This is a genomic window from Bradyrhizobium diversitatis (genome assembly GCF_016031635.1).
Classification (GTDB): Bacteria; Pseudomonadota; Alphaproteobacteria; order Rhizobiales; family Xanthobacteraceae; genus Bradyrhizobium; species Bradyrhizobium diversitatis.
On sequence record NZ_JACEGD010000031.1, the window covers coordinates 94,020 to 117,813 of the forward strand.

General features: G+C 64.5%; 18 protein-coding genes. 11 read left to right on the forward strand and 7 right to left on the reverse strand.

From position 1 onward, the window contains the following. Nucleotides 1-47: 47 nt before the first annotated feature. On the reverse strand, nucleotides 48-1,955 hold the full coding sequence (locus tag H1B27_RS29620) for a M3 family oligoendopeptidase (protein ID WP_197968492.1): 1,908 nt from the start codon (nucleotides 1,953-1,955) through the stop codon (nucleotides 48-50). Between the two features lie 127 nt (nucleotides 1,956-2,082). On the opposite strand from H1B27_RS29620, the gene H1B27_RS29625 reads away from it, so the two are divergent. From H1B27_RS29625 to mepK, 3 genes are all read left to right on the forward strand, one after another. Further along, nucleotides 2,083-3,579 (forward strand): sigma-54-dependent transcriptional regulator, encoded by a 1,497-nt coding sequence (locus H1B27_RS29625; protein ID WP_197968493.1) that lies wholly within the window; start codon nucleotides 2,083-2,085, stop codon nucleotides 3,577-3,579. A gap of 350 nt (nucleotides 3,580-3,929) precedes the next feature. Continuing rightward, nucleotides 3,930-6,125: a L,D-transpeptidase family protein gene (locus tag H1B27_RS29630; RefSeq protein ID WP_197968494.1), complete on the forward strand. Its 2,196-nt coding sequence runs from the start codon at nucleotides 3,930-3,932 to the stop codon at nucleotides 6,123-6,125. A gap of 285 nt (nucleotides 6,126-6,410) precedes the next feature. Then, nucleotides 6,411-8,024, forward strand: a complete 1,614-nt coding sequence (gene mepK, locus H1B27_RS29635; protein WP_311977144.1) for a peptidoglycan L,D-endopeptidase MepK — start codon at nucleotides 6,411-6,413, stop codon at nucleotides 8,022-8,024. 137 nt (nucleotides 8,025-8,161) lie between these two features. Here mepK and H1B27_RS29640 read toward each other — a convergent pair whose 3' ends face one another. From H1B27_RS29640 to H1B27_RS29655, 4 genes are all read right to left on the reverse strand, one after another. Then, nucleotides 8,162-8,587, reverse strand: a complete 426-nt coding sequence (locus H1B27_RS29640) for a DUF1801 domain-containing protein (RefSeq protein ID WP_197968496.1) — start codon at nucleotides 8,585-8,587, stop codon at nucleotides 8,162-8,164. A 47-nt stretch (nucleotides 8,588-8,634) separates the two neighbouring features. Then, on the reverse strand, nucleotides 8,635-10,401 hold the full coding sequence (locus H1B27_RS29645; RefSeq protein WP_197968497.1) for an adenylate/guanylate cyclase domain-containing protein: 1,767 nt from the start codon (nucleotides 10,399-10,401) through the stop codon (nucleotides 8,635-8,637). A 117-nt stretch (nucleotides 10,402-10,518) separates the two neighbouring features. Next, complete coding sequence (locus tag H1B27_RS29650; RefSeq protein WP_008546273.1) at nucleotides 10,519-10,791, reverse strand: DUF2312 domain-containing protein; 273 nt, start codon at nucleotides 10,789-10,791, stop codon at nucleotides 10,519-10,521. A gap of 197 nt (nucleotides 10,792-10,988) precedes the next feature. Then, on the reverse strand, nucleotides 10,989-11,294 hold the full coding sequence (locus H1B27_RS29655) for a DUF1244 domain-containing protein (protein ID WP_197968498.1): 306 nt from the start codon (nucleotides 11,292-11,294) through the stop codon (nucleotides 10,989-10,991). Between the two features lie 168 nt (nucleotides 11,295-11,462). On the opposite strand from H1B27_RS29655, the gene H1B27_RS29660 reads away from it, so the two are divergent. Next, nucleotides 11,463-12,056, forward strand: coding sequence for a DUF1036 domain-containing protein (locus H1B27_RS29660; protein ID WP_028180635.1), 594 nt, complete (start codon nucleotides 11,463-11,465; stop codon nucleotides 12,054-12,056). Continuing rightward, nucleotides 12,053-13,489, forward strand: coding sequence for a pyruvate kinase (pyk, locus tag H1B27_RS29665; protein WP_197968499.1), 1,437 nt, complete (start codon nucleotides 12,053-12,055; stop codon nucleotides 13,487-13,489). The genes H1B27_RS29660 and pyk overlap by 4 nt, the downstream gene beginning before the upstream one ends. Nucleotides 13,490-13,642: 153 nt before the next feature. Here the strand turns inward: pyk and H1B27_RS29670 are convergent, their stop codons facing one another. Next, on the reverse strand, nucleotides 13,643-14,323 hold the full coding sequence (locus H1B27_RS29670; protein ID WP_028180633.1) for a TetR/AcrR family transcriptional regulator: 681 nt from the start codon (nucleotides 14,321-14,323) through the stop codon (nucleotides 13,643-13,645). Nucleotides 14,324-14,874: 551 nt separating this feature from the next. On the opposite strand from H1B27_RS29670, the gene H1B27_RS29675 reads away from it, so the two are divergent. Both H1B27_RS29675 and H1B27_RS29680 read left to right on the forward strand, forming a co-directional pair. Next, complete coding sequence (locus H1B27_RS29675) at nucleotides 14,875-15,603, forward strand: hypothetical protein (protein WP_061880844.1); 729 nt, start codon at nucleotides 14,875-14,877, stop codon at nucleotides 15,601-15,603. Between the two features lie 230 nt (nucleotides 15,604-15,833). Further along, entirely contained in the window at nucleotides 15,834-17,327 is a 1,494-nt protein-coding gene (locus H1B27_RS29680) for a hypothetical protein (protein ID WP_197968500.1), read from the forward strand. A 228-nt stretch (nucleotides 17,328-17,555) separates the two neighbouring features. Here the strand turns inward: H1B27_RS29680 and H1B27_RS29685 are convergent, their stop codons facing one another. Further along, nucleotides 17,556-17,720 (reverse strand): Flp family type IVb pilin, encoded by a 165-nt coding sequence (locus H1B27_RS29685; RefSeq protein ID WP_061880846.1) that lies wholly within the window; start codon nucleotides 17,718-17,720, stop codon nucleotides 17,556-17,558. 410 nt (nucleotides 17,721-18,130) lie between these two features. Here H1B27_RS29685 and H1B27_RS29690 point away from each other — a divergent pair, with 410 nt between their 5' ends. From H1B27_RS29690 to H1B27_RS29705, 4 genes are all read left to right on the forward strand, one after another. Beyond that, nucleotides 18,131-19,642 carry a hypothetical protein gene (locus tag H1B27_RS29690; RefSeq protein ID WP_197968501.1) on the forward strand — a complete coding sequence of 504 codons (1,512 nt, stop codon included), beginning with the start codon at nucleotides 18,131-18,133 and terminating at the stop codon, nucleotides 19,640-19,642. Continuing rightward, nucleotides 19,639-20,913: a glycosyltransferase family 87 protein gene (locus H1B27_RS29695; protein ID WP_246515791.1), complete on the forward strand. Its 1,275-nt coding sequence runs from the start codon at nucleotides 19,639-19,641 to the stop codon at nucleotides 20,911-20,913. The genes H1B27_RS29690 and H1B27_RS29695 overlap by 4 nt, the downstream gene beginning before the upstream one ends. A gap of 112 nt (nucleotides 20,914-21,025) precedes the next feature. Then, on the forward strand, nucleotides 21,026-22,588 hold the full coding sequence (locus H1B27_RS29700; protein WP_061880848.1) for a hypothetical protein: 1,563 nt from the start codon (nucleotides 21,026-21,028) through the stop codon (nucleotides 22,586-22,588). Nucleotides 22,589-22,798: 210 nt separating this feature from the next. After that, entirely contained in the window at nucleotides 22,799-23,794 is a 996-nt protein-coding gene (locus H1B27_RS29705) for a glycosyltransferase family 2 protein (protein ID WP_197968502.1), read from the forward strand.

Sequence of the window (23,794 nt, forward strand, 5' to 3'; positions counted from 1 at the left end):
TAACATGCCCCAAGCGATCGTTCAACAAATGTTTTACGGCCCCTACATCAGCCCATCGCCTCCAGCTCGTCGATCATCCCGGCGATGACGCTGAGCCCGCCGTCCCAGAACTTCGGGTCCTTGGCATCCAGCCCGAACGGCCGCAGCAGCTCGGAATAGTGCTTGGTGCCGCCGGCGGCGAGCATGTCGAGATAGCGCTCGGCAAAGCCTTCGGCCGCATTCTCGTAGACGGCGTAGAGCGAGTTCACGAGGCAGTCGCCGAAGGCATAGGCGTAGACGTAGAACGGCGAATGGATGAAATGCGGGATGTACATCCAGTAGTTCTCGTAGCCCGCCTTGATCTCGATCGCGGGCCCTAAGCTCTCGCCCTGAACCGACAGCCAGATCTCGCCGAGCCGCGTCGCGGTGAGCTCGCCATTCTTGCGCTCGGTGTGGACCGCGCGCTCGAAGGAATAGAACGCGATCTGCCGCACCACGGTATTGATCATGTCCTCGACCTTGCCGGCGAGCAGCGCCTGACGCTGTTTCGCGTTCTTGGTCTGGGCCAGCAGCCGCCGGAAGGTCAGCATCTCGCCGAACACGCTCGCGGTCTCCGCCAGCGTCAGCGGCGTCGGCGCCATCAGCGCGCCGTTCTTCGCGGCGAGCACCTGATGGACCCCATGGCCAAGCTCATGCGCGAGCGTCATCACGTCGCGCGGCTTGCCCTGGTAGTTCATCAGCACGTAGGGGTGCGCCGACGGCGTGGTCGGATGCGAGAAGGCGCCCGGCGCCTTGCCCGGCCGCACCGGCGCGTCGATCCAGCGATCGGTGAAGAAGCGCTCGGCGATATCGGCCATCTCAGGCGAGAAGCCGCGATAGGCCGTCAGCACCATGTTCCGCGCATCGGGCCAGCCGATCACGTCGGTGGCCGCAAACGGCAGCGGCGCGTTGCGGTCCCAATAGGCCAGCCGCTTCTTGCCGAACCATTTCGCCTTCAGCGCATAATAGCGATGCGACAGCTTCGGATAGGCCGCGCGCACCGAGGCGACCAGCGCATCCACCACCTCGCGCTCGACCCGGTTGTTGAGATGGCGGGAATCCGCGACGTCCTTGAAGCCGCGCCAGCGGTCGGAGATGTCCTTGTCCTTGGCCAGCGTGTTGGTGATCAGCGCAAAGGTGCGCTCATTGGCCTTGAAGGTCTTCGCCAGCGCTTCCGCCGCGCTCTTGCGCTTGGTGCCGTCGCGGTCCTGCAGCAGATTGAGCGTCGGCTCGATCGCGAGCTCCTTGGATCCGACCTTGAAGCGCAGGCTGGAGATGGTCTGGTCGAACAGCCGGTTGAAGGCTGAATAGCCGGTCTGCGCCTTCTCCAGGAAGACCTGCTCGAGCTTGTCGTCGAGCTGATACGGCTTCTCCTTGCGCAAGTCTTCGATCCACGGACGGTAGTAGGCGAGCTCGGTGGCCTGCATCGCGCGGTTCAAAATATCGTCATCGATCCGATTGAGCTCGAGTGCGAAGAACAGAAGATGCGTCGACGCCGCCGTCAGGCGCTCGGACACGTCGCCGTAAAACTTTGAAATCGCGGGGTCAACGCTGTCGCCGGCATGGACGAGACCGGCATAGGAGCCGAGACGGCCGGCGAGATCGTCGATCGCCTCATAGCGTCGCACGGCTTCAGCGAGCCATTTTCCGCCATCTTCGTTTGCTGTCCCTGTTGCCAGCTTGCCTTTGTAGTCCGTCTCGAAGGCGACGCAGTCGGCATCCATTTTTTCGAGATCGCGCGCCACTTCGGGAGCGTCGATCCCGGAATAGAGATCGGCGAGGTTCCACTCTGGAAGCTTGCCGGTCTTGCTCGCAGGCTTTGCAAGTGAATGCTTGGCGAGCGAAGGTTTGGAGAATCTTTTCTTGGCGGGGGATTTCTTGGTGGCTGGCTTGCGGAGTGCCGATTTTGTGAGAGCGGTCTTGGAGCGCGAAGTCATTGTGTGGAAAACCTGTGTTCAACAATCGCGACGGCGGGCGGGGGCATCAAGGCTTAAGCATGTGTTAATCGGCTTCGGCCAGAGTGCCCCGATTCGAGACAGATAGTAGTAGCGTGCGGGGAACACCATGGCTGCCAGTATTTTGATCGCCGACGACGACGCTGTAGCCCGCCGGCTGGTCGAGAACATGGTGCAGAAATGCGGCTATGAGACGGTCGTCGTGGACTCCGGGGACGCCGCAATTGCCACCCTCACCGCCCCCGATGCACCGGCCATCGACGCCGTCATCCTCGATCTCGTGATGCCCGGCCTCGACGGCATGGGCGTACTCGCGAAGATCCGCGAAGCCGGCCTGAGCATCCCTGTCATCGTGCAGACCGCCCATGGCGGCATCGACAACGTGATCTCGGCGATGCGCGCAGGCGCGGCCGATTTCGTCGTCAAGCCGGTCGGCGTCGAGCGGCTCCAGGTCTCCTTGCGCAACGCGCTCAACACGTCCGCGCTCAAGGGCGAATTGCAGCGCATCCGTCACAGCCGTGAGGGCCGGCTGACTTTCTCCGACATCATCACGCGCGCTGAGGCAATGACCCCGGTGATGCGCGCCGCGCAGAAGGCGGCGAATTCCGCGATCCCCGTGCTGATCGAGGGCGAGTCCGGCGTCGGCAAGGAAATGTTCGCGCGCGCCATCCATGGCAGCGGCGAGCGCAAGGCCAAGCCATTCGTCGCGGTCAATTGCGGCGCGATTCCCGACAACCTCGTCGAATCCATCCTGTTCGGCCACGAGAAGGGCGCCTTCACCGGCGCCACCGAGCGGCACATGGGCAAGTTTGTCGAAGCTCATGGCGGCACGCTGTTTCTGGACGAGGTCAGCGAGCTGCCGCTGACCGCGCAGGTGAAGCTGCTGCGCGCGCTGCAGGAAGGTGCCGTCGAGGCTGTCGGCGGCCGCAAGCCGGTCAAGGTCGACGTCCGCATCATCTCGGCAACCAATCGCAAGCTGCTGGAGCGGGTGAAACAGGGACATTTCCGGGAAGACCTGTTCTATCGCCTGCACGTGCTGCCACTGACGATTCCCTCGCTGCGCGCCCGGCGCGAGGACATCCCGCATCTGCTCAGGCATTTCCTGGCGCGCTTTGCCGCCGAGGAGAACCGCCAGATCACCGGCATCAGCGGCGAGGCGGTCGCGCACTTGGCCCAGCTCGACTGGCCCGGCAACATCCGCCAGCTCGAAAACGCGGTCTACCGCGCCGTGGTGATGAGCGACGGCGACCAGCTCGACATTGGCGATTTTCCCCTGCTCGCCTCGCAGCCGCATCCCGTCACGGATATTCCGACCGCACCGTTGATGCTCGAGCCGCCGGCGATGCCTTCGGTGGTGTCAGGTAACGAAATACCCATCGCGCCACTCCCCGCCGTGGGAACTCTCGCCATGCTCACCGCGACCGGCGATGTCCGCGCGCTGGAGGACATGGAGAACGAGATCATCCGCTTCGCGATCTCGCATTATCGCGGCCAGATGTCCGAAGTGGCTCGCCGCCTCAAGATCGGCCGGTCGACGCTCTACCGTAAACTCGACGAGGCCGGGGTTCCCGGACATGGCGGCAAAAGCGGTGAGGAGACGCACTGAGCCGGGTGCAAACGGAGATTCGCGCGACGGTGCGTGACAGCGGTAAGCCGTTCGCATGACGACAGAATTCGACTGCGATTTGAACCGTGACCCGGAAGTGACAGACAGAGGGAAAACCGCGTGGCAGAAGCGCACAATCCGTTGCCAAGAGGCTCCCTTGAAGTCAGTTTGTCGTGAGTCGTCCCGGGTAGCGCTGGCCGCAGAATCGGGGCCTGTATATCGTCTGCGTAGGAATCGTTGCGTGCAGGCGTGCAACTTTCGAGAGGCCGGCGCAGTTTAGCCGAAGCTCATCAATAGGCGATAACGAAGCTGTTCCACGAGTGGACAGCTCACCCGAGGGGTGCGACACAATGCGTGACTGTTTGAACCACCGTGCGGGCTTTGACCGTGTCTTGATGACGGTCGCAGCGACCTTCCTCGCGGTGTCCGCCAACTCGGCGCTGGCGCAGGACCAGGCGCGCAGCAGCGCCGCCGAACTCGCGATCGAAGCTGCGATCCCGCGCCCCGAGCCGGCAAACGTCCCGCCCCCCACAGCAGCCGACATCAAGCTCGACACCACCGCCACGGTGCAGGATCCCACCAAGGAAATCGCGAAGGAGCCCGTCAAGGCGGACGCCGCGCCTGCGCCGGACAAGGTCGAGACCAGGCCGTCCGACGTCGCCACCACGCCGGCGCCCGAAGCGCCGAAGAGTGAGACTGCGAAAACCGAGCCTGCAAACACCGAGCCTGCAAAGGCTGACACCGCGACCGCCACGCCGGCGGCTCCCGCGGCACCTGCTGCAGCGGCTCCCGCCGCCGAGCCGGTGAAGGCCGCGAGCAACGTGCCCGCAGCCGACCAGCCGGTCGCGGACAAGCTCAAGGACATCATTGGCGCCAAGACCTCGCGCTATTTCGACCGCAAGAACGAGCGCGCGGCGATCGAGAAGTTCTACGGCGCACGCGATTTCGCGCCGGTCTGGACCCAAGGCGGCAACCCGACCGCTGCGGCGAAGGGCGTGATCGCGCGGCTGAAGGACGCGGCCTCCGACGGCCTCAATCCCGCGGACTATCCGTTGCCGGATTTCGCCGCCGCCACGACGCCCGATGCACTGGCGGATGCCGAGCTCAAGCTCACCGCCAGCATGTTCGACTACGCGCGCCATGCCCAGAGCGGCCGCATGCATTGGTCGCAGGTCAGCGGCGACATTCTCTATCCCGAGCATCCGGTCGACCCCAACGAGGTGCTCGCCAAGGTCACGACCGTGGCGGATGCTTCCGCAGCGCTCGACAGCTACAACCCGCCGCACAAGCTCTACAAGGAGCTGAAGGCCAAGCTCGCCGAGTTGCGCGGCCAGGGCAACGGCCCGGTGATCGAGATCGCCGACGGCCCGGCGCTGAAATACACCCCGGACAGCAAGAAGCGCGCTGAAATCGTCGTCGAAGATCCGCGCGTGCCGCAGCTCCGCGCCAAGCTCGGCCTTGCCGAGAACGCCGGCGACACCCGCTACGACGCGGCGGTCGCCGAGGCCGTGCGCAAATTCCAGAGCGGCGCCGAGATGAAGGCGACGGGTATTCTCGACGACAAGACCGTCAAGGCGCTCAACACTCCCAAGCGCGACAAGCAGATCGACGTCGTGCTGGTCAACATGGAGCGCTGGCGCTGGCTGCCGCGCGACCTCGGCGCGCCTTCGCTGGGTGATGCCTATGTCATCCTCAACATTCCCGACTTCACGCTGAAGGTGATGCAGCGCGGCCAGCAGGTCTGGACCACCCGCGTCGTGACCGGCAAGCCCGGCCAGCACGCCACCCCGCTGCTGACCGAGACGATGAAGTACATCACGGTCAATCCGACCTGGAACGTGCCGCCGTCGATCGTCTACAACGAATACCTGCCGGCGCTGCAGCAGGACCCGACGGTGCTTCAGCGCATGGGCCTCAGGCTCGAGCAGAACCGCGATGGCTCGGTGCACATCTCGCAGCCGCCCGGCGAAGCCAACGCGCTCGGCCGCATTCGCTTCAACTTCCCGAACAAGTTCCTGGTCTATCAGCACGACACGCCGGACAAGCAATTGTTCGCCAGGGACGAGCGCGCCTTCAGCCATGGCTGCATGCGCGTACAGAATCCGGATCAATACGCCTCCGTGCTGCTCAACATCACCATGCCGAGCGAGAAGTACACGCCGGAGCGCGTGCGCAGCATGTACGGCAAGAGCGAGATCGATCTGAAATTCCCGACCCCGATCCCGGTCAACATCACCTATCAGACTGCGTTCGTGGATGACGCCGGCAAGCTGCAATTCCGCAAGGACATCTACGGTCGCGATGCGGCCATGATCAACATCCTGAAGAACAACCGCGGCAAGGACCTCGAGGCTGTCGTCGCCCATTCCCAGCCGAGCTATTCGCGCCCGGCGACGACGCTGCCCTCCGGCGTGGCGGTGGCCAACAATGGCGGTGGCTTCGGCTCGTCCGGCCCGAACTTCTTCGAGCGGCTGTTCGGAGCGCCGACCCCGGCCCAGCCGCCGGCGCCGATCGGCCGTCGTCCGCAGCGGGTGTTTACCCGCTGAGGCCGGCTCAGCGCCATTCTCACAAGAATTCTGCAATGAAATCAGCGGCCCCGTCCTTTGGATGGGGCCGCCTATCGTTAACCATGCGCCAACCCGCGCCGGGGCGGCGGGCGTTTTTTTGCCACAGTCAACCGCTTAGGATCGTACTCTGACTTGGTTTGGGGGCGGGAAGGTCAACCTCGAATTAACCTTCTTGCTTTAAGAAAGCGTTCATCCTCTTCGCGCTGCTAACGGGGTTGGCGGGAGAGTCCATTTTGAACGCTCGTCGACTGGGTGGGCTCATACGTGCTGACTGGTTTCGCACGCAAATTCGTTGCGCTGTCGTTGTCCCATGCGGGGGTGAAGGCCGGATCCCGGATCGGCCTCGCCTCCGTGTTGCTGCTTGCCGCCGCAGGCTCGGTCCACGACGCCGCGGCGCTGAACGAGACCAAGACGCTCTCCTTCCACCACACCCATTCCGGCGAAGACCTCACCGTCACCTTCAAGCGCGACGGCCGCTATGACGAGGCCGCGCTGAAGCAGCTCAACCATTTCCTGCGCGACTGGCGCACCCAGGACGAGACGGTCATGGACCGTCGCCTCTTCGACATCCTCTGGGAAGTCTATCGCGACGTCGACGGCAAGCAGCCGATCCAGATCATCTCCTCCTACCGCTCCCCCGCCACCAACGCCATGCTCCGCCGCCGCTCCTCCGGCGTGGCGCGCTCCAGCCAGCACATGCTCGGACATGCGATGGACTTCTACATCCCCGGCGTGCCGCTGGAGCAGATCCGTTTCGCCGGCCTGCGTCTCCAGCGCGGCGGCGTCGGCTTCTATCCAACGTCAGGCTCGCCCTTCGTGCATCTGGACACCGGCAGCGTTCGGCACTGGCCGCGCATGACGCATGACCAGCTCGCCCGCGTCTTCCCGGACGGCAAGACGGTGCATCTGCCGACCGACGGCGTTCCGCTGAAGAACTATGAGCTGGCCAGGGCCGAGATCGAGCGGCGCAGCAGCGGCGACGACGCCGGCAGCAAGCCGAATTTCTTCGCCGCCTTGTTCAGGAGCAAGCCGGCTCCCGCCGCGAGCAGCGACGAGGATGACGAGGGCGCGCCCGCAACGGCCGCGAAGCCGTCCGCGCCGACCGTGGTCGCAGCCGCCGCCAAGCCCGCCGAGCCGGTGCCGACGCCCCGCGCCAAGCCGCAGATCGCCGCAACCCTCCAGCTCGCTTCGGCCGATGCCCAGATCGTTGCGCCGCCGAAGCCCGCGCCCGTGGCTGACAAGCCGGCGACCGGCAAGTCTGTCGAGGGCAAGCTGGAGACACCGGCCGACATCATCAACGCCCGCGGCTTCTGGGATGATGTCCCGGCCGCGCCGCAGCAGGCGACGCCGGCTCAGGTCGCAGCGTTGAAGGCGCGTCAGGCGCTGGCCGCCGCCACCGATCCGCAACCAACCGCGAGCGTGACCAGCGCGGCCTTCCAGGCCCTGGCTTACGCACCGGCGGCCTCCCCGGTCGACCGCGCCAACGTCGTCGCAGCGTCAGCGCCGATCCCGCGCACCGCCCGCCCGTCTGCGGCCTCCCGCAGCGTGGCCCAGGCGACGGAGATCAACATGGTGGTCGGCAAGAGCATCGACGGCAGGGTCGCAACCGCTACCCGCCTCTCTGCGGCCAAGGGCGAAAACATCTGGCTCAAGATCGTGATGCTGTCGCCGAGCGCCAGCCGCGCGATGTCGGTGACGCTGATGGGCGAGCTCGACACGGTCGCGCTGCGTGCTTATTTCGTCAAGCCACGCGCGGTCGTCGCGATGGGTTTTGTCGACGATCCGATGCAGGGCCTGTCCTGCGACAGCTTCTCGGGCAGCGCGACCGCGAAGCTCGAGACGACGTCGTTCGTCATGCGCACCGCGGCGCTGCGCTGAGGCCGGTAGCCCCTCTCTCTATCCACGAACTCGGCCTCGTAGCCCGGATGAGCGCAGCGACATCCGGGAAAGCGGCGCGCGCTGAAACAGCCCGGATATCGCTTGGCTCATCCGGGCTACAGGTTCACAGCATCTATTTATTTCGCTTTCCCGCCCCGCCGGTCCAGATGATAGGTCAGCGCCAGCGACAAGCAGACGGCGAGCTCCCGCTTCGGCAATTTGCCCGCCACCGGCAACAGCAACGCCCTGGTCTGCCGATACTCGAACTTATCTGGAAAGCGCTCGCGAAAGGTGTCGATCAGCGTCGTCTTGCAGTTGAACAGAATGGCGGCGTGATCGGAAGCCTTCAGGCGGCCCAGCCTGATCGTTGAGCCGCTGCCCGTCTCTTCGGTCAGGTAGGCCGGTTCACCCCATTTCAGGGTTTCGCTGAGCCGCCCGACCTCCTCATGCGCCGCGGCGGTCGCAAAGATCAGCTTGCGTACCTGAAGAAGCCGCTTACGCATCGGCGTCGGAAAGGCGTCGAAGGCCCGGCTCACCTCGCGCGGCAATATCGGCTCGGTCACCGTCTCACTCTCGATGGATCGGCAGTCGGTCGCCGCCGTGCGCCGGATCAAGCCGGCAGGCCTGCCCGGAGAAGGCCCGCCTCATAGCGCTGACGATCGACCTCCTGCTTATAATGCTGGGTAGCGAGATGACTGGCCACCGAAAATGCCGGCTCACGCTTGAGAACTTCGGCCGCGTGCGCGCCAGCCGCCACTGCATTGCCCATCTGCGCGAAGATCCCGGCAAGGAAGGCGTGATGGGTGTGATCGGGGCGTGAGATCCTCGAGAAGGCTTCGGCGGCTTCGGCGTATTTCTCGGCACAGTAATAGGCGCGCCCGAGATGGCTCCAGAACCGCTCCGGGTGATACGGATTGAGCCGCATCGCCTTCTTGATCCAGTCGATGCCCTCCTCCGGCCGCCCCAACCAGGTCAGCAGTTCGCCCTGCTGCACCACCACGAGGTCATAGTTCGGGTTGAGCGCGAGCGCGCGTTCCTGATGATAGGCGGCCTTGCCATGGTCGTCGCGGTTCAGATTGAGTGCCGCGAGGATGCGGTGGACGTCGCTGTCATTGTCGTCGAGGCCCAGCGCGGTTTCCAGCTCTGCAGCCACCTGCTCGAAGGTGGCGTCGCGATCCGCGCACCAGTTATAGACCCAGGTCTGGCCGAGGACGCACGCCTTCCACGCGTGCGCGTGAGCATAGTTCGCGTCGAGTTCGAGCGCCCGACCAAGCAGAAGTTGCGCCCGCGCATTGTCTTCGCGATTGGAGCGATGGTGCAGGATCTTCGCAGCCAGCACGCATTCATAGGCTGCCATGTTGTCCGTCGGTTTGCGGTTCGCCCGATCGTGCGTCGCGGCCTCGACACGGCCGGGCAACGTGGCGGCGATCGCCCGGGTCATCTCGTCCTGGATCGCGAAGATGTCCTTGAGCTCGCCGTCATAGCGCTCGGCCCAGATATGCCGATCCGTCTCGGCATCGATCAGCTGCACGGTGACGCGGACGCGATCTCCGGCCTTTCGCACGCTTCCCTCGATGACGTAGTCGACACCGAATTCGCGGCCGACATCCTGTACCTTGACCGACTTTCCCTTGTACACGAACGTCGAGTTGCGCGAGATCACCAGCAGGTCGTGGAAGCGTGAAAGCTCCGTGATGATGTCCTCGGTCAAACCGTCCGCAAAGAACTCCTGCTCCGGATCGCCGCTCATGTTGGCGAAGGGCAGCACGGCGATGGACGGCTTCTTCGACTTGCCAGTCGCCTTTGCAGCGGCCGTCGTGCCGGCTGTCGCGCTTGCCAGCCCATCCTCCAGTCGAATCCGGTAAACGCGGATGGAACGCGCGATGTTCTTGACGTTCTGCTCGCCGATGTCCTCGAATGCGACGCCATCGAGACGCTGGCCCAGCTGGTCGCGCACCGCGCTGGAGATGCAGATGCCTCCGGGTTCGGCCAGCGCCTCCAACCGTGCCGCGACGTTGACACCGTCGCCGAAAATGTCGTTCTGGTCGACGATCACGTCGCCCAGATTGATACCGATGCGGAATTGGATCCATCGCGGCGGCGGGACATCGGCGTTGCGGCGCCCCATCCGGCTCTGAATTTCAGCAGCGCACAACACTGCATCGACGACGCTGTGGAATTCGACCAGCAGGCCGTCGCCCGTGGTCTTGATGATGCGGCCGTGATTTTTGGCAATCGCCGGATCGATGAGCTCGATCCGGTGGGTCTTGAGACGCGCGAGCGTGCCACCCTCGTCGACCTCCATGAGCCGACTAAAGCCGACCATGTCAGCCGCGAGGACCGCGGCGAGCCTGCGCTCTGGTCCAGGCACATCCATTGCTCGGTCCCTTCGCCGAGCATTCTAGCAGACCAGCGGATTTTACCCAAGCGCAGGCCGTCCGCAAATTGCGGCCCGGCGAGGTACTCTTATGGATGAGGCGCGGTCCTGTCGCCTTCAGATCATCCCCAGCGCCTGCATGTAGGTCTCGAGAATGGTCTCGGCCTCGGCGCGCTCGTTGGGGTCCTGCTTGCGCAGGCGTACGATGGTGCGCAGCGCCTTGACGTCGTAGCCGTTGCCCTTGCTCTCGGCATAGACGTCGCGGATGTCGTCGGAGATCGCCTTCTTCTCTTCCTCCAGCCGCTCAATGCGCTCGATGATGGACTTGAGCTGGTCCTTGGCAAATTTCGTCGCGGGCTCGTCGTCGCGGACGGCGGCGGAGGTGGCCATCTTGTACTCCCAATGGAACTGGCAAAACGAGGTGACGCCGGCATCCCTCACCGCGCGTGCTGGGTAGACCCTTAGGGTTGGGGCCAGCTGCATTCAAGCAAGCATCGCGCTCGTCCACAGCGCGCCCACACCTTCGTGCGCCGAGGCGAAGAAAGCTGTTGTCTGGGTGCGACTCGGGCGCTGGAGGTGGGCGCCGTTCAATGCCCGTGGGGATGGACCTTCTTCATCGTCTTGAGCTGCTCGGGCGTGGCCGTGCCCTGGTACTTCGCCTTCCAGGTCTCGTAGGGCATGCCGTAGACGGCCTCCCGGCTCTCGTCCTTGCTCAAGGGCACGCCCTGGGCGTCCGCGGCGTCCTTGAGCCAGTTGGACAGGCAGTTGCGGCAGAAGCCCGCCAGATTCATCAGATCGATGTTCTGGACGTCCGTCCGCGTCTTCAAATGGTCGACCAGGCGCCGGAAAGCCGCCGCCTCGAGCTCCGTTCTGGTTTTGTCGTCGATTGCCATGGCTGTATTCCTTAAGGGCCCGTCCCGATGGCGGTCACCCTTACGGGATCAGGTGGGTCCTGTCACAGATTTTGCCATATCGCGGCGCAAACGGGCCAAAGCCCGGTTACGGGGCGCGTCCCCGGCCCAACGCCAAATCGTCAATGATCTGGTATAGCTTCCGCGACAATGATTGCCGAATCTCCCCGCTTCCCGCTTCGCCTGCTCGCCCGGTTGGTCCCGGTGCTGGTCGTCGCCCTGCTGTGCCTTTGCGCCAGCCCGGCCTCGGCCGATTTCCGCCTCTGCAACAACACTTCGAGCCGGGTCGGGATCGCGCTCGGCTACAAGGATGCCGAGGGCTGGACCACCGAGGGTTGGTGGAACATCTCATCGCGCTCCTGTGAGACGCTGCTCCGGGGCACGCTGGTCGCCCGCTACTACTACATCTATGCCATCGACTATGACCGCGGCGGCGAATGGTCGGGCCAGGCCTTCATGTGCTCGCGCGACAAGGAGTTCACCATCCGCGGCACCGAGGATTGCCTCGCGCGCGGCTATGACCGGACCGGCTATTTCGAGGTCGACACCGGTGAGCAGCGGGCCTGGACGGTGCAGCTGACCGACGCCAACGAACAGCCGGCGCAGCAACGCGTACCTGGCCTGCCTGGCCCGGTTGGCCCGGGCGGCGTTCCGGGTTTGCCCAATGGTCCGCCCGGTGGTACGCCCCCCGCGGCGCCTGGCCTCCCGCCAGCCCCCTCGCCCCCGTCTGGAAATAAGCCATGAGGCGTCTTCGCCGTATCAAGATTCTCGCGACCCTGGGACCGGCTTCTTCAGACCTCGCGATGATCCGCCGCCTGTTCGAGGCCGGCGCCGACCTGTTCCGCATCAACATGAGCCACACCCCGCATGACAAGATGCGGGAGCTGGTGGCGACGATCCGCAACGTCGAGAGCAGCTATGGCCGGCCGATCGGCATCCTGGTGGACCTCCAGGGCCCCAAGCTCCGGCTTGGCGCCTTTGCCGACGGCGCGGTCCAGCTCCAGAATGGGCAGACCTTCACGCTGGATTCCGACAAGACGCCTGGTGATGCCACGCGCGTCAATCTCCCGCATCCGGAGATCCTGGCTGCGCTGCGGCCAGGCCATGCGCTGCTGCTCGACGACGGCAAGGTGCGGCTGATCGCGGAGGAGACCTCGAAAGAGCACGCGGTGACGCGTGTCGTCGTCGGCGGCAGGATGAGCGACCGCAAGGGCGTCAGCCTGCCCGACACCGACCTGCCGGTCTCGGCGATGACGCCGAAGGACCGCGCCGACCTCGAGGCGGCCCTCGTCACCGGCGTCGACTGGATCGCGCTGTCGTTCGTGCAGCGCGCCGACGACGTCATCGAGGCCAAGAAGATGATCCGCGGCCGCGCCGCCGTGATGGCCAAGATCGAGAAGCCGCAGGCGATCGATCGCCTCGCCGACATCATCGAGGCCTCCGACGCGCTGATGGTGGCGCGTGGCGATCTCGGCGTCGAACTGCCGCTCGAGCGCGTGCCGAGCCTGCAGAAGCAGATGACGCGGATGGCGCGCCGCGCCGGCAAGCCGGTGGTGATCGCGACTCAGATGCTGGAATCGATGATCCAGTCGCCGGTGCCGACCCGCGCCGAGGTCTCCGACGTCGCCACGGCCGTCTACGAGGGTGCCGACGCCATCATGCTGTCGGCGGAATCGGCAGCCGGCAAATTCCCGGTCGAGGCGGTCTCGACCATGAACCGCATCGGCGAGGAGGTCGAGCGCGACCCGACCTATCGCTCGGTGGTCACGGCCCAGCGTCCCGCGCCGGAATCCACCGCGGGCGATGCCATCGCGGACGCCGCCCGGCAGATCGCCGAGACGCTCGACCTGCCCGCCCTGATCTGCTGGACCAGCTCGGGCTCGACCGCGGTGCGCGTGGCCCGCGAGCGGCCGAAGCCGCCGATCGTGGCGATCACTCCGAACATCACCACGGGCCGCCGGCTCGCCGTGGCCTGGGGCGTGCATTGCGTGGTGGCGGAAGACGCGCGCGACCAGGACGACATGGTGAGCCGCGCCGGCCAGATCGCGTTCCGGGACGGCTTCGTCCGCGCCGGCCAGCGCGTGATCATCGTCGCCGGCGTGCCGCTCGGCATCCCCGGCACCACCAACATGGTGCGCATCGCCTCGGTCGGCCCCGAGGGCGACGCCAACATGTGAGGCCCGCCGGGGCGGCCAAACAAAAAGTCGAAAAACAACCCCATGCACAGTAGCCGGCCAGAACCGGCCGGCTTGCTGGGATGTCGCGAAAAAGCATGCGCGGGCAATGACCTGAATGCGATCAGGTCGACACCTCGCGCGCAGCGCGATTTTTCAAGCCCCGACCAGCGCCTTCGTCGTCGGCAGCAGCGTCTGCTGCACCACGAGGCCGCGGGCGCGGGCGTCCATGACGCCGACCGCGCGGAGCGCCAGCAACGTCACGGTCTGCACCGCATCGCGCATCTTGACGGGATCATCGAGATTGTCGGGCGCGAGCGGGCCGACCAGGGCCTCGTGCAGCGCGCCGAGCAATGCGGTGGCGGCGAGCGCGGTATCCTGAGCCGGCAGGTGACCGGCGCGCACGGCGGCATCGATTCGCGCGGCGATTTCGCCCGCGATCTCGCGCCGGCTGGCGAGGCGCGAAGCGCTGACATCGACATCGACAGGTTCGGCCAGGATGCCCCAGGCCAGTCTGCGCTGCGACAGGGTATGGACCGCCACGGTGGTCACGGCCGCCGCCAGCGCCGAGGACGGCCCCGGCGCAGCATCGGCCGCCCGCCGGATCGCCGCGAGTTCGTCGCGGGAGACCTCGGCAATGAGCTCGGAGATCAGGTCGGCCTTGGAGGGGAAGTAGCGATAGACCGTGCCGGCCGCGACATTGGCCCGGACCGCGACGGGCGCGATCTGCACCGCCGCCATGCCGCCTTCCGCCGCCGCGTCCCGCGCCGCCGCCAGTATAGCGCTGCGCCGCGCCGCCAGGCGCTTCACCACTTGATGCGTCCGCCGATAAACCATGGCGCGCTTCCTGTCCCACACGCCGGCCACACGCCCTGCGGCCAAACGCTTCGTCACGTCAAAAGATGCAAATCGCCCCGCAAGGACTGAACAACTATTCAGGGTGAATGACAAGATGGGAAATGCGTGAAGCGTCATTGCGAGCGGACGGAGGCGCCAAGCCTGCATCGACGGCATTTTGTCGAGGCCACCGTCCAAACGCTGGGAGTTTGCCCGGAGCAGCGCGGGATCAACGTCACACTTGGCCAGCCCGTTCGACGTGCAACTAACCCATCGCGCGGCCGAACGAGTATTCTTCGACGGCTTGGACCGCCAGTTCACAATTTGAGTTCAGTGGTCGCTCTTCCGCCTGTGAGTATTTCGCCTGGGATTGCGCTACGATCATAAACTTATAGGTTCATTTATCCTGTTCACAGCCAGACGTTGACCTCAGTCGCGCGCAGTGTGCTGATGGCGTCGCCCCTCACTGCCGGGCAATTTCGAGAGTTCGAGCGAGATCGGCGCTGTCGAGCTGCGGCGTGGGGGTCTCATGGACGAACGGAGCGTGCGACATGAATCGGCTCCTGGGCCTCGCGCTCACTTGCTTTCTGATGCTGACATCAGACCGCGCGACAGCCAGCGACTTATTTTCGGTGCGGTGTGAAGGTGGCGCTCCGGTCCGCCCCTACTTCGCGACGTTCGACATCGACGCAAAAGCTGTCGTCTTTGAAACGCCGTCGATAGACGTCGAGACAAATTTCGGCATCAATGCATATTCAGGAGAGATCATTTCCACGAACGATGGAAAGATCGAATTCATGCTGCGCGTCCGTCCAGGACGACTCGACCTGATCTTTGATCGCAATCAGAAGATGTTGACTTGGCCGGGATTCGACGACCCCACCTTTCGGCCGACATTGACTCATCAGTGCACCGTCACACCGCCGAGAAGCATTTTGAGCTTCCGGGTTCGCGAACCAATTCAGCATCCGATCTCCGTTCGCTGCGAAGACGCGGGGTACATGTATTTCACGATGGATGCTGCATCAAAACAAGCGATCTTCGAGCGCGGCAAGGAAGGACGGCTCTACCGAGGTGAGGTTACCGACGTCCGCGATGATGAGATTACGCTGTCGATGAATTTTGATGTTCCTCGTCAGGTCGTATGGAACAAAAGTCGTCAGACCATCACAATTGAAGGCATTGACGGCGATGCATCGCGGCCGCGGGGTGTCATGCAATGTCAAGAAGTCGCGCCCCGAACGATGATGGTCTACCATGCGAGACTCTGGCGACGTTGAGCGCCAGTCCGCGGCCATGCCCCTCAACCGGTCATCCCGCTGCCGACCCCCTCCTACAAAAAAGCACCCTGCCAAAGACGGCATTCTCGAATCAAGGTTCCGCCTTCACGCGAGCAGGTAGTAAACGCATCCTTTCACCCTCTGGCAGCGCAGATCTCGCCCGGTTTACCCGAGCTTAAAGGCGGTCGTGCTCAAATGCCGTCGCGCGGTCGCCCAACCCCGAGACTCCAATGTCGATTTCCGTCATCAGCAGCGTTCCGGTCCGCGGCGTTGCGCGCTGGCTTTTGCCGGTCTGCATCGGCGTCGGTGTCTACCTGTTCTTCCTGGGCGTCGGCGACATCATGCTGCGGGATTCGGATACGCTGTGGCAGATCAAGATCGGGCAGTGGATCCTCGAACACCGCGCGATGCCCTACACCGACATCTATTCGTTCACGCGCGCCGGCGAGGCGTGGATCTCGAGCTCCTGGCTGTCGCAGGTCCTGTTCGCACTGGTCTACGAGCCGTCGAACTGGTCCGGCGTGGTCATCCTGACGTCGCTCGCGATCGGCGCGACGGCGGCGATCTTCGTTCACCTGCTCGAGCCCTATCTGGAGCCGGCACGCGCTTTCGTGCTCGTCACCCCGCTCCTCTTCATGTCGATGGGTCATTTTCTCGCGCGCCCGCACATGCTGGCGCTGCCCGTGATGGTGGCCTTCGTCGGCGGGCTGCTGGCGGCCGCTGACCGGCGTAGCGCGCCGTCCTGGCTGTTGCTGCCCCTGATGGCGCTGTGGGCCAATCTTCACGGCGGCTTCGTCATGGGCCTGGCCCTGATCGGAGCCATCGGCCTCGATGCGATCGCGTCCTGCGATCGCAAGGACCGGTTTGCCCTGGCGACGCGCTGGGCCGTGTTCGGCCTTGCCGCGCTCGCCGCAAGCTGCTGCACGCCCTATGGCTGGAACACGCTGCTGGCGTCGACCAAGATCCTCAGCCTCGGCAAGCTGCTCTCGCTGATCTGGGAGTGGATGCCGGCCGACTTCAGCTCGCTCGACCTGTTTGGCGCCAGCCTGCTCGGCTTGATCGCCATCGGCTATTGCAGCGGGGTGGTGCTGTCATGGACCCGCATATTCCTGCTGCTCGGGCTGATCTGGGCGGCACTCAACCACGTCAGAAACATCGAGGCCTTCGCGCTGTTGACGCCCCTCGTGCTGGCCAAACCGTTCGCCGAACATTTCGGAGTGACGCGAGCGCCCGCGCTGAAGGGAAACGAGGCGCGGCCCTCCTTTGCCCTGACCGCAATCGCGGCGCTGGCCATCGTCGCGGCCGGCTGGAGCATCACGCGGTCCTATGCCACGCCGAGCCGGTATGCGTTCATCGGCAATCAATCACCGGCGGCCGCGGTCGACGTGCTCGAAAAACGGCGCGCGCAACGGATCTTCAGCACCGCTCCGATCGGCGGCTATCTGATCACCCGCAACATCAAGAGCTTCATCGATGGCCGCGCCGAACTGTATGGCGAGCGGTTCGTGCTCGACTATTTCGATGCCGTCGAGGGCAAGAACGTGGACACACTGCTGCGCCTGCTCGAGACCTACCGGATCGACGCGACGCTGCTGAACACCACCGTTCCCGCCGCCAGAATCATGGACCATCTGCCGGGATGGAAGCGGCTCTATGCGGATGATATCGCCGTGGTTCACGTCCGCGACGACGCGCCGGTGCAGTCACCCTCCGCGTCACGCTGACTGCCGAACGGGACCGCCAGCTGGAAACCGTTCGCTACGGCCATCCTTTGCGAGCCTGCGGCGGGGCTCTCAGGTCGCTTTTGCGGCGAAATGTCCGGCTCACAATGAGGCGCTGGCGAAGCTGCGTCCAGGATCATGCTCGCTAACGCCATCCGGCTGCAGGCGCCTCGTACGAAAAAGAGCCCCGCCAGGGACGGGGCTCTCGAAAATTCGCAGCTCGTCCTGGCCTTACTTGAGGCTGGTCGAGATCGAGGTGAACTTGGTGTTCAGCGCGGTGCCGAGATTGTTGACGACGGTGATGATCGCCAGCGCGATGCCGGCAGCGATCAGGCCGTATTCAATGGCGGTGGCGCCGGATTCATCCTTCACGAAACGCGCAACGAGGTTCTTCATGGAGTGCTCCAAATGGGTACACGAGGCTTACAACTGATCTGGTCTTTTCGGCTTCCCAGCGCCGCCCGACCATGGAACCGAACGTAGAGGCAAAGAATTGCGCCGCAGTTAATCCGACTACGTAAACATCGGGTGGTTTGCGAGTATTCGCCGATGGTAAATCGAAATCCAAAACAACCCGTTAAATTGTCGGGACACGGCCCAGCGCGGCCGATTTACCCGAAGTTATGACCGCCATGGTCCAATGCCGCCCGCTCGGACTGAAGCGCGATGAGATGACTAGTTCATCGCGCTTCAGGTGATTGTTGAGCGTGATCTACTCGGAATACCGCTACGTACTTTGCGCTAACGCGGCCCTCCGGGTCCGGATCATGCCCGACCCGACGAGAACAACAGGACGACGAGGCGGCATGTCCCTTTCCCTTGCCAACAGCATCGCGGTTCAGAGCCGCGCGCGGGCTCTGGTGCCCCTGTGCGTCGGTGCCGGCGCGTACCTGTTCTTCCTCTATCTCGGCGACACGCTGCTTCAGGATTCCGACTCGTTCTGGCAGATCAAGATCGGGCGATGGATCCTCGATCACGGCGCCGTGCCGTACACCGACTTCTACTCCTTCACGCGCACCGGCGAAGCCTGGATCTCGACATCGTGGCTGTCGCAGGTCTTGTTCGCATTCTCCTTCGCGCACTGGGGCTGGGCGGGCCCCGTCATCATCACCGCGGTCGGTGTCGCGCTCACCGCCGCCATCTTCGTCCATTTCCTCGACGCGCAGATCGAGGCACCGCGCGCGGTGCTGTTCGCGATGCTGGCGCTGCTGCTGTCGATGCATCACGTGCTCGCCCGTCCGCATATCCTGGCGCTGCCCGTCATGGTGGGGTGGGTCGGCTTGCTGATGGCCGCCGCCGACCGCAAGAGCGCGCCGTCCTGGACCTGGCTCCCGCTGATGGCGCTCTGGGCGAACCTGCACGGCGGCTTCGTGCTGGGCCTCGCGCTGATCGGTCCGATCTCGCTCGAGGCGGTCGAGCATGCCGAGAAGGGACGGCGGCTTGCCCTGTTCATGCGCTGGGTGCTGTTCGGAATCGGTGCGTTGATCGCGAGCTGCTGTACACCCTACGGCTGGCGGACGCTGCAAGGCGCGACCAACATCCTCAGCCTCGGCGAGCTGCTGTCGCTGATCTTCGAATGGATGCCGGCGAACTTCGCCACGTTCACCTCGTTCGAAGGCGCCCTGCTCGGCCTGATCGCGTTCGGCTATTATCGGGGCCTCGTGCTGTCGGCGCCCCGGATCTTCCTGATCCTGTTCCTGACCTGGAGCGCGCTGACCCATGTCAGAAGCATCGAGGCATTTGCGTTCCTGGTGCCGCTGGTGCTGGCAAAGCCGCTCGGCCGGATGTTCCCGCGCCGGGCGCCCGACGCCGCAGATGCCGACCGCTGGCCGGCCCGCCATGTCACTGCGCTCGGCGCGCTGATGATCGTGGCGGCAGGCTGGACCTCGACGTCGCTCTATCTGGGACACCATCGCTTCACCTTCACGATGACGCAGACGCCGGTGGCGGCGGTCGACCTGCTCGAGCAACGCAAGGTGCGGCGCATCTTCAACGCCTACCAGTTCGGCGGCTATCTGATCTCGCGCGACATCCCTGTCTTCGTCGACGGCCGCGCCGAGCTCTATGGCGAGAAATTCGTCGTGGATTTCTTCAAGGCGACGGAGGGCAAGAAGCCCGAATTGCTGCCGCGCTTGTTGGATGAGTACAGGATCGACGCGACGCTCCTGGTCGCCGACGCGCCGGGCCCGCAGATCCTCGACCAGATCAAGGGTTGGAAGCGGATCTATGCGGACGACATTGCGGTGGTCCATGTGCGGGACGACGGGCAGGCCGGCGTGGCGCCGGGAGCTGAGATCCCGAAGGATGCTCGCAAATGAGCATGTCCCTTCAGCCGCCGATATCCGCTCCGGCGCGTCGCCGGATCGAAATCCCCCTGATGTTCCTGCCGGCCTTGTCGATCGCTGCGCTGTTCGGCTGGGGCATTCTGGTCTCGACCTTCGTCCATCCCGGATGGATCGGACTGAACCACATCGCCCCCGGCACTGACTGGATGGTGTTCTACGGCGCCATCAGATCGATGCTTGCCGGCAAGCTCGCGCTGGTCCTCGATGCCGAGGCATTCACCGCGCATCTCAACCAGTCGTTCGCGTCATGGCTTACGGTGCCGCTGGCGTTCCGCCCATGGTTCTATCCGCCCAGCTTTCTCGTTCTGCTGCTGCCGTTCGCTCCGCTCGGTTTTGCCGGCTCCTATGTTGCATTCCAGGCTGCGACCGCAGGCTTCTTGGCTTGGGCGCTTCGCAACCGCGCCGAGCAGCCGCAACTGACGCCCTACATCATCGCTGCCGTGCTGGTCTCGCCATCCGCATCGCTCAATCTGGCCGATGGACAATGCGCGTTTCTCGTCGCCGCACTGCTGGTGGCGGGCGCCAGACTGCTCGGACCGCAGCCGCTCCTTGGCGGCGCCATCCTCGGACTCCTGAGCTTCAAGCCGCAATTCTTTCTGCTCGTTCCGTTCGCGCTGCTGGGTCTGCGCCAATATCGCGGCCTGTGTGCGGCGGTATGCTCGGCATTCGCACTGGCGCTCGCAAGCGTCATGATCTTTGGCATCGAGCCGTGGATTCGGTGGATACCACAGGCGTTCAGCAATCTGGTCAGCCCCGACGAGAAATGGCTGGCCTATGGCCGCATCTGGGGTCACAGCGTATGGGCCTGCGCGGTACTGCTGGGCGTGCCGGAGCGAATCGCCTCGATCCTGCAATTGGGCGCGATCGTATCGAGCGCGGCAGCGACGTTCGTGGCGTTTCGCTCCTCGCTGAACAGCGACAGCAAGTTGATCGTGTTGCTTGCGGCAACCGTGCTGGCGGCCCCGCATTCAGGCCCCTATGATGCGACGCTGCTGGCGGTCGCCATCGTGCTGTGGCTCGCCGCATCGATCGATGCGCCACGCCTTCTCGACTGGCTGATCGGGCTCGGCATCTGGATGGTCCCGCTGCTCAGCCCTGCGGTTTATGTACCTGCGGGACGTCTATCACCGCTCCTCACCATCGCTCTCATCGGCCTCGTGTTCGGAAGGATGCATAGCCAGGCGAAGTCTCGCGAATCAGGAATTCCGCCGCTGTCTTCAATTCGATCGACCGCTTGCGATTAGGCCCGCGGCCGGGACTTCGTGCAGGCGTCCGGATCCGGGCGGCGGCCGGTCCTTGCAGACGTGACGCAGACAAGACCTCGCACACCGCGCTCAAACCCAACGATCCCACGACATGGTTTCTTCCAACAGGCCGACCTTGACCATTCCGGATCGTCTCCGCTCGGACCGATCCGTGGCGATCGGCGTTCTTGCAATGCTGGCGGCCGTCTCGTTTCTTCCGGTGCTGCTGACCCCGATCCCCGCGATGGTCGATTACCCCAATCACCTCGCCCGCATGTACATTCTGAGCCAGAACGGCACTTCCAACGCCAATCCGCATTACGAGGTGGTGTGGGCGTTCTATCCCAATCTCGGGATGGATCTGCTGGTCCCGCAGATGGCGCGGCTGATGAGCGTCGAGAACGCCACACGGCTGTTTCTGCTGCTGAGCCAATTGCTGATCGTCGGGGGCGCGCTGCTGCTCGAATGGACCCGAAAGGGACGGATTCATCTTGCCGGCTTCGCTGCGCTCGCTTTCCTCTACTGTCTGCCGTTCAGCTGGGGCTTCGTGAACTTCGAGTTCGGACTGGGCCTCGCGCTCTGGGGCATCGCCGTCTATCTGATGCTGGCAGAACGCCCATGGCCGCTGCGTTTCGCCGCCAACCTGGTCTTCGTCGCTGCACTGTTCGTGGCGCACTTCTTTTCACTCGGCATCTACGGCGCGACGCTTGGCCTCTACGAGCTCTGGCGCCTCCGCGATCAGCGAATTGCGTACCCGGTCGCCGCTGCGCGGCTCGTCGCTCTGGCTCTGCCGGCGCTGGCGCTGTTCGTGGTCATGCATCTGACTGCCGGCTCGATCGGAGGGGAAGGTTCGAGCTGGTACCTCGGGTTCAAGCCGATTTGGCCGCTCCGCATCATGAACGGCTACAATCTGACGGCAGCGGCGGCGACCGGGCTGACGCTCGCGATCTTGCTGTACTTCGCCACCAGACGCGGCATCCTCAAGCTCGAGCCAGCCGGGATCTGGCTCGCGATCGGCCTTGCGCTGCTGTACCTGGTCATTCCTTCGAGACTGTTCGGAACGTCGTTCGCCGACCTCCGCATCATTCCCGCCGCGGCCCTGATCCTGCCCGCCTTCTGCTCGCTGTCGCTGCCCGGCCGAGCGTGGAAAATGGCTGCGCTCGCTGCGATCAGCTGCATCGTATTGATCAATCTCGCCGTCGTCCTCGCGGTGTGGCTGCCTTACCGTGCCGACTATGCGGCCATCATCGAGTCGTTCCACAAGCTCGATCGCGGCTCGCGCGTCCTGGTTGGCAGCACCGGTGACAATGGAGATCCGCCCTTCGGCGACCTCACCTCCTATCCGATGTACTATGCGCCGACGCTGGCCGTGCACTATGCCGACGCGTTCGTGATCAATCTCTTCACGGAAGCCGGCAAGCAACCCGTACGGACACGCGAGGCCGTGCGCCGTCTTGCGCTGTCCGACGGAGGAATAGTGCCGTCAGGGCTGCTCGTTGCGATTGCGGCAGGCCAGCCGCCGGCGAACGCCCCGCCCCTCGTCCGCACGTGGTACCGGGACTACGACTATCTCTATTTGGTTGGGCCGCCTGCCGCGAATCCGCTGCCGGATCTGCTCCAGCTGTTGGACAGTTCGGATCGATTTGTTCTCTACAGGATCCGTCGCCGGTCCTGAAGCGCGATGAGATCGGGATGGATCGTCCTTGTGCGCTCGGCACAACGCGGACAATCAGGCGCCATCCACCGGCTCCGCCCTTTCGTCTCCGGGTAGTTTAAACCCGCGGCATGGGCCCCGGAGCAATAGATCCTTAATCGTTGCGACAAGGCGACCTTAACCACCGGCGCGTTAGAGTCCCGCTCCTGAAACACAGTTGGAATCTTTCGCATGGCGGCCAGGCACAGATCGATCCGCTACAGCCTCGTCATCCCCGTGTTCAACGAGGAAGCCGTGCTGCCGGTCCTGCTGCGCCGCCTCGATCAGGTCATGTCGCGGCTCGACGGGCCGGCAGAAGCGATCTTCGTCGACGACGGCAGCCGCGATTCCAGCTCGATCGTGCTGCAGGCGCTCGCCACGCGCGACCCGCGCTATCGCTATATCGGCCTGTCGCGAAATTTCGGTCACCAGGTCGCCATCACCGCCGGTATGGACGCCGCGCAAGGTGACGCGATCATCGTGATGGATGCCGACCTGCAGGATCCGCCCGAAGTGATCGAGCAACTGATCGCAAAATGGCAGGAAGGCAACGACGTCGTCCACGCCCGCCGCCTGTCGCGCGAGGGGGAAAGCCGCTTCAAGCGTGCGACCGCGCATCTGTTCTACCGGCTTCTCGGCAGGATGTCCTCCGTCGGCATTCCCGCCGACGTCGGCGACTTCCGCCTGATCGATCGCAAGGTGCTCGAGGCCCTTCGGCAAATGCCGGAGCAGGATCGCTTCGTGCGCGGCATGATCGCCTGGCTCGGCTTCCGGCAGGCCGAGGTCGCCTTCCACCGCCTCGAGCGCGCGGCGGGCGAGACAAAATACCCACTGTTCAAGATGGTACGGCTCGCGATGAATGCCGCACTTGGCTTTTCCGACCTGCCCTTGCGGCTGGCGATCTGGTGCGGATTGTCGGTCTCCGGACTCGCAATGCTCTACGGCGGCTGGGTGGTGCTGATGTGGCTCAGCAACGACAGCCACCTCGTGACCGGCTGGTCGTCGACGATCGTCCTCGTGTCGCTGCTGTGTGGAATCAACATGCTGATGACGGGCATCGTGGGGCTCTATGTCGGGCGCATCCACGCCGAGGTGAAGCGCCGCCCGCTCTACGTGGTGCAGACGCGAGCCGGCTTCGATCGCAACGAGGCGGCGGCCCCACCCGCGATCCACGCCATCAACGAGTGA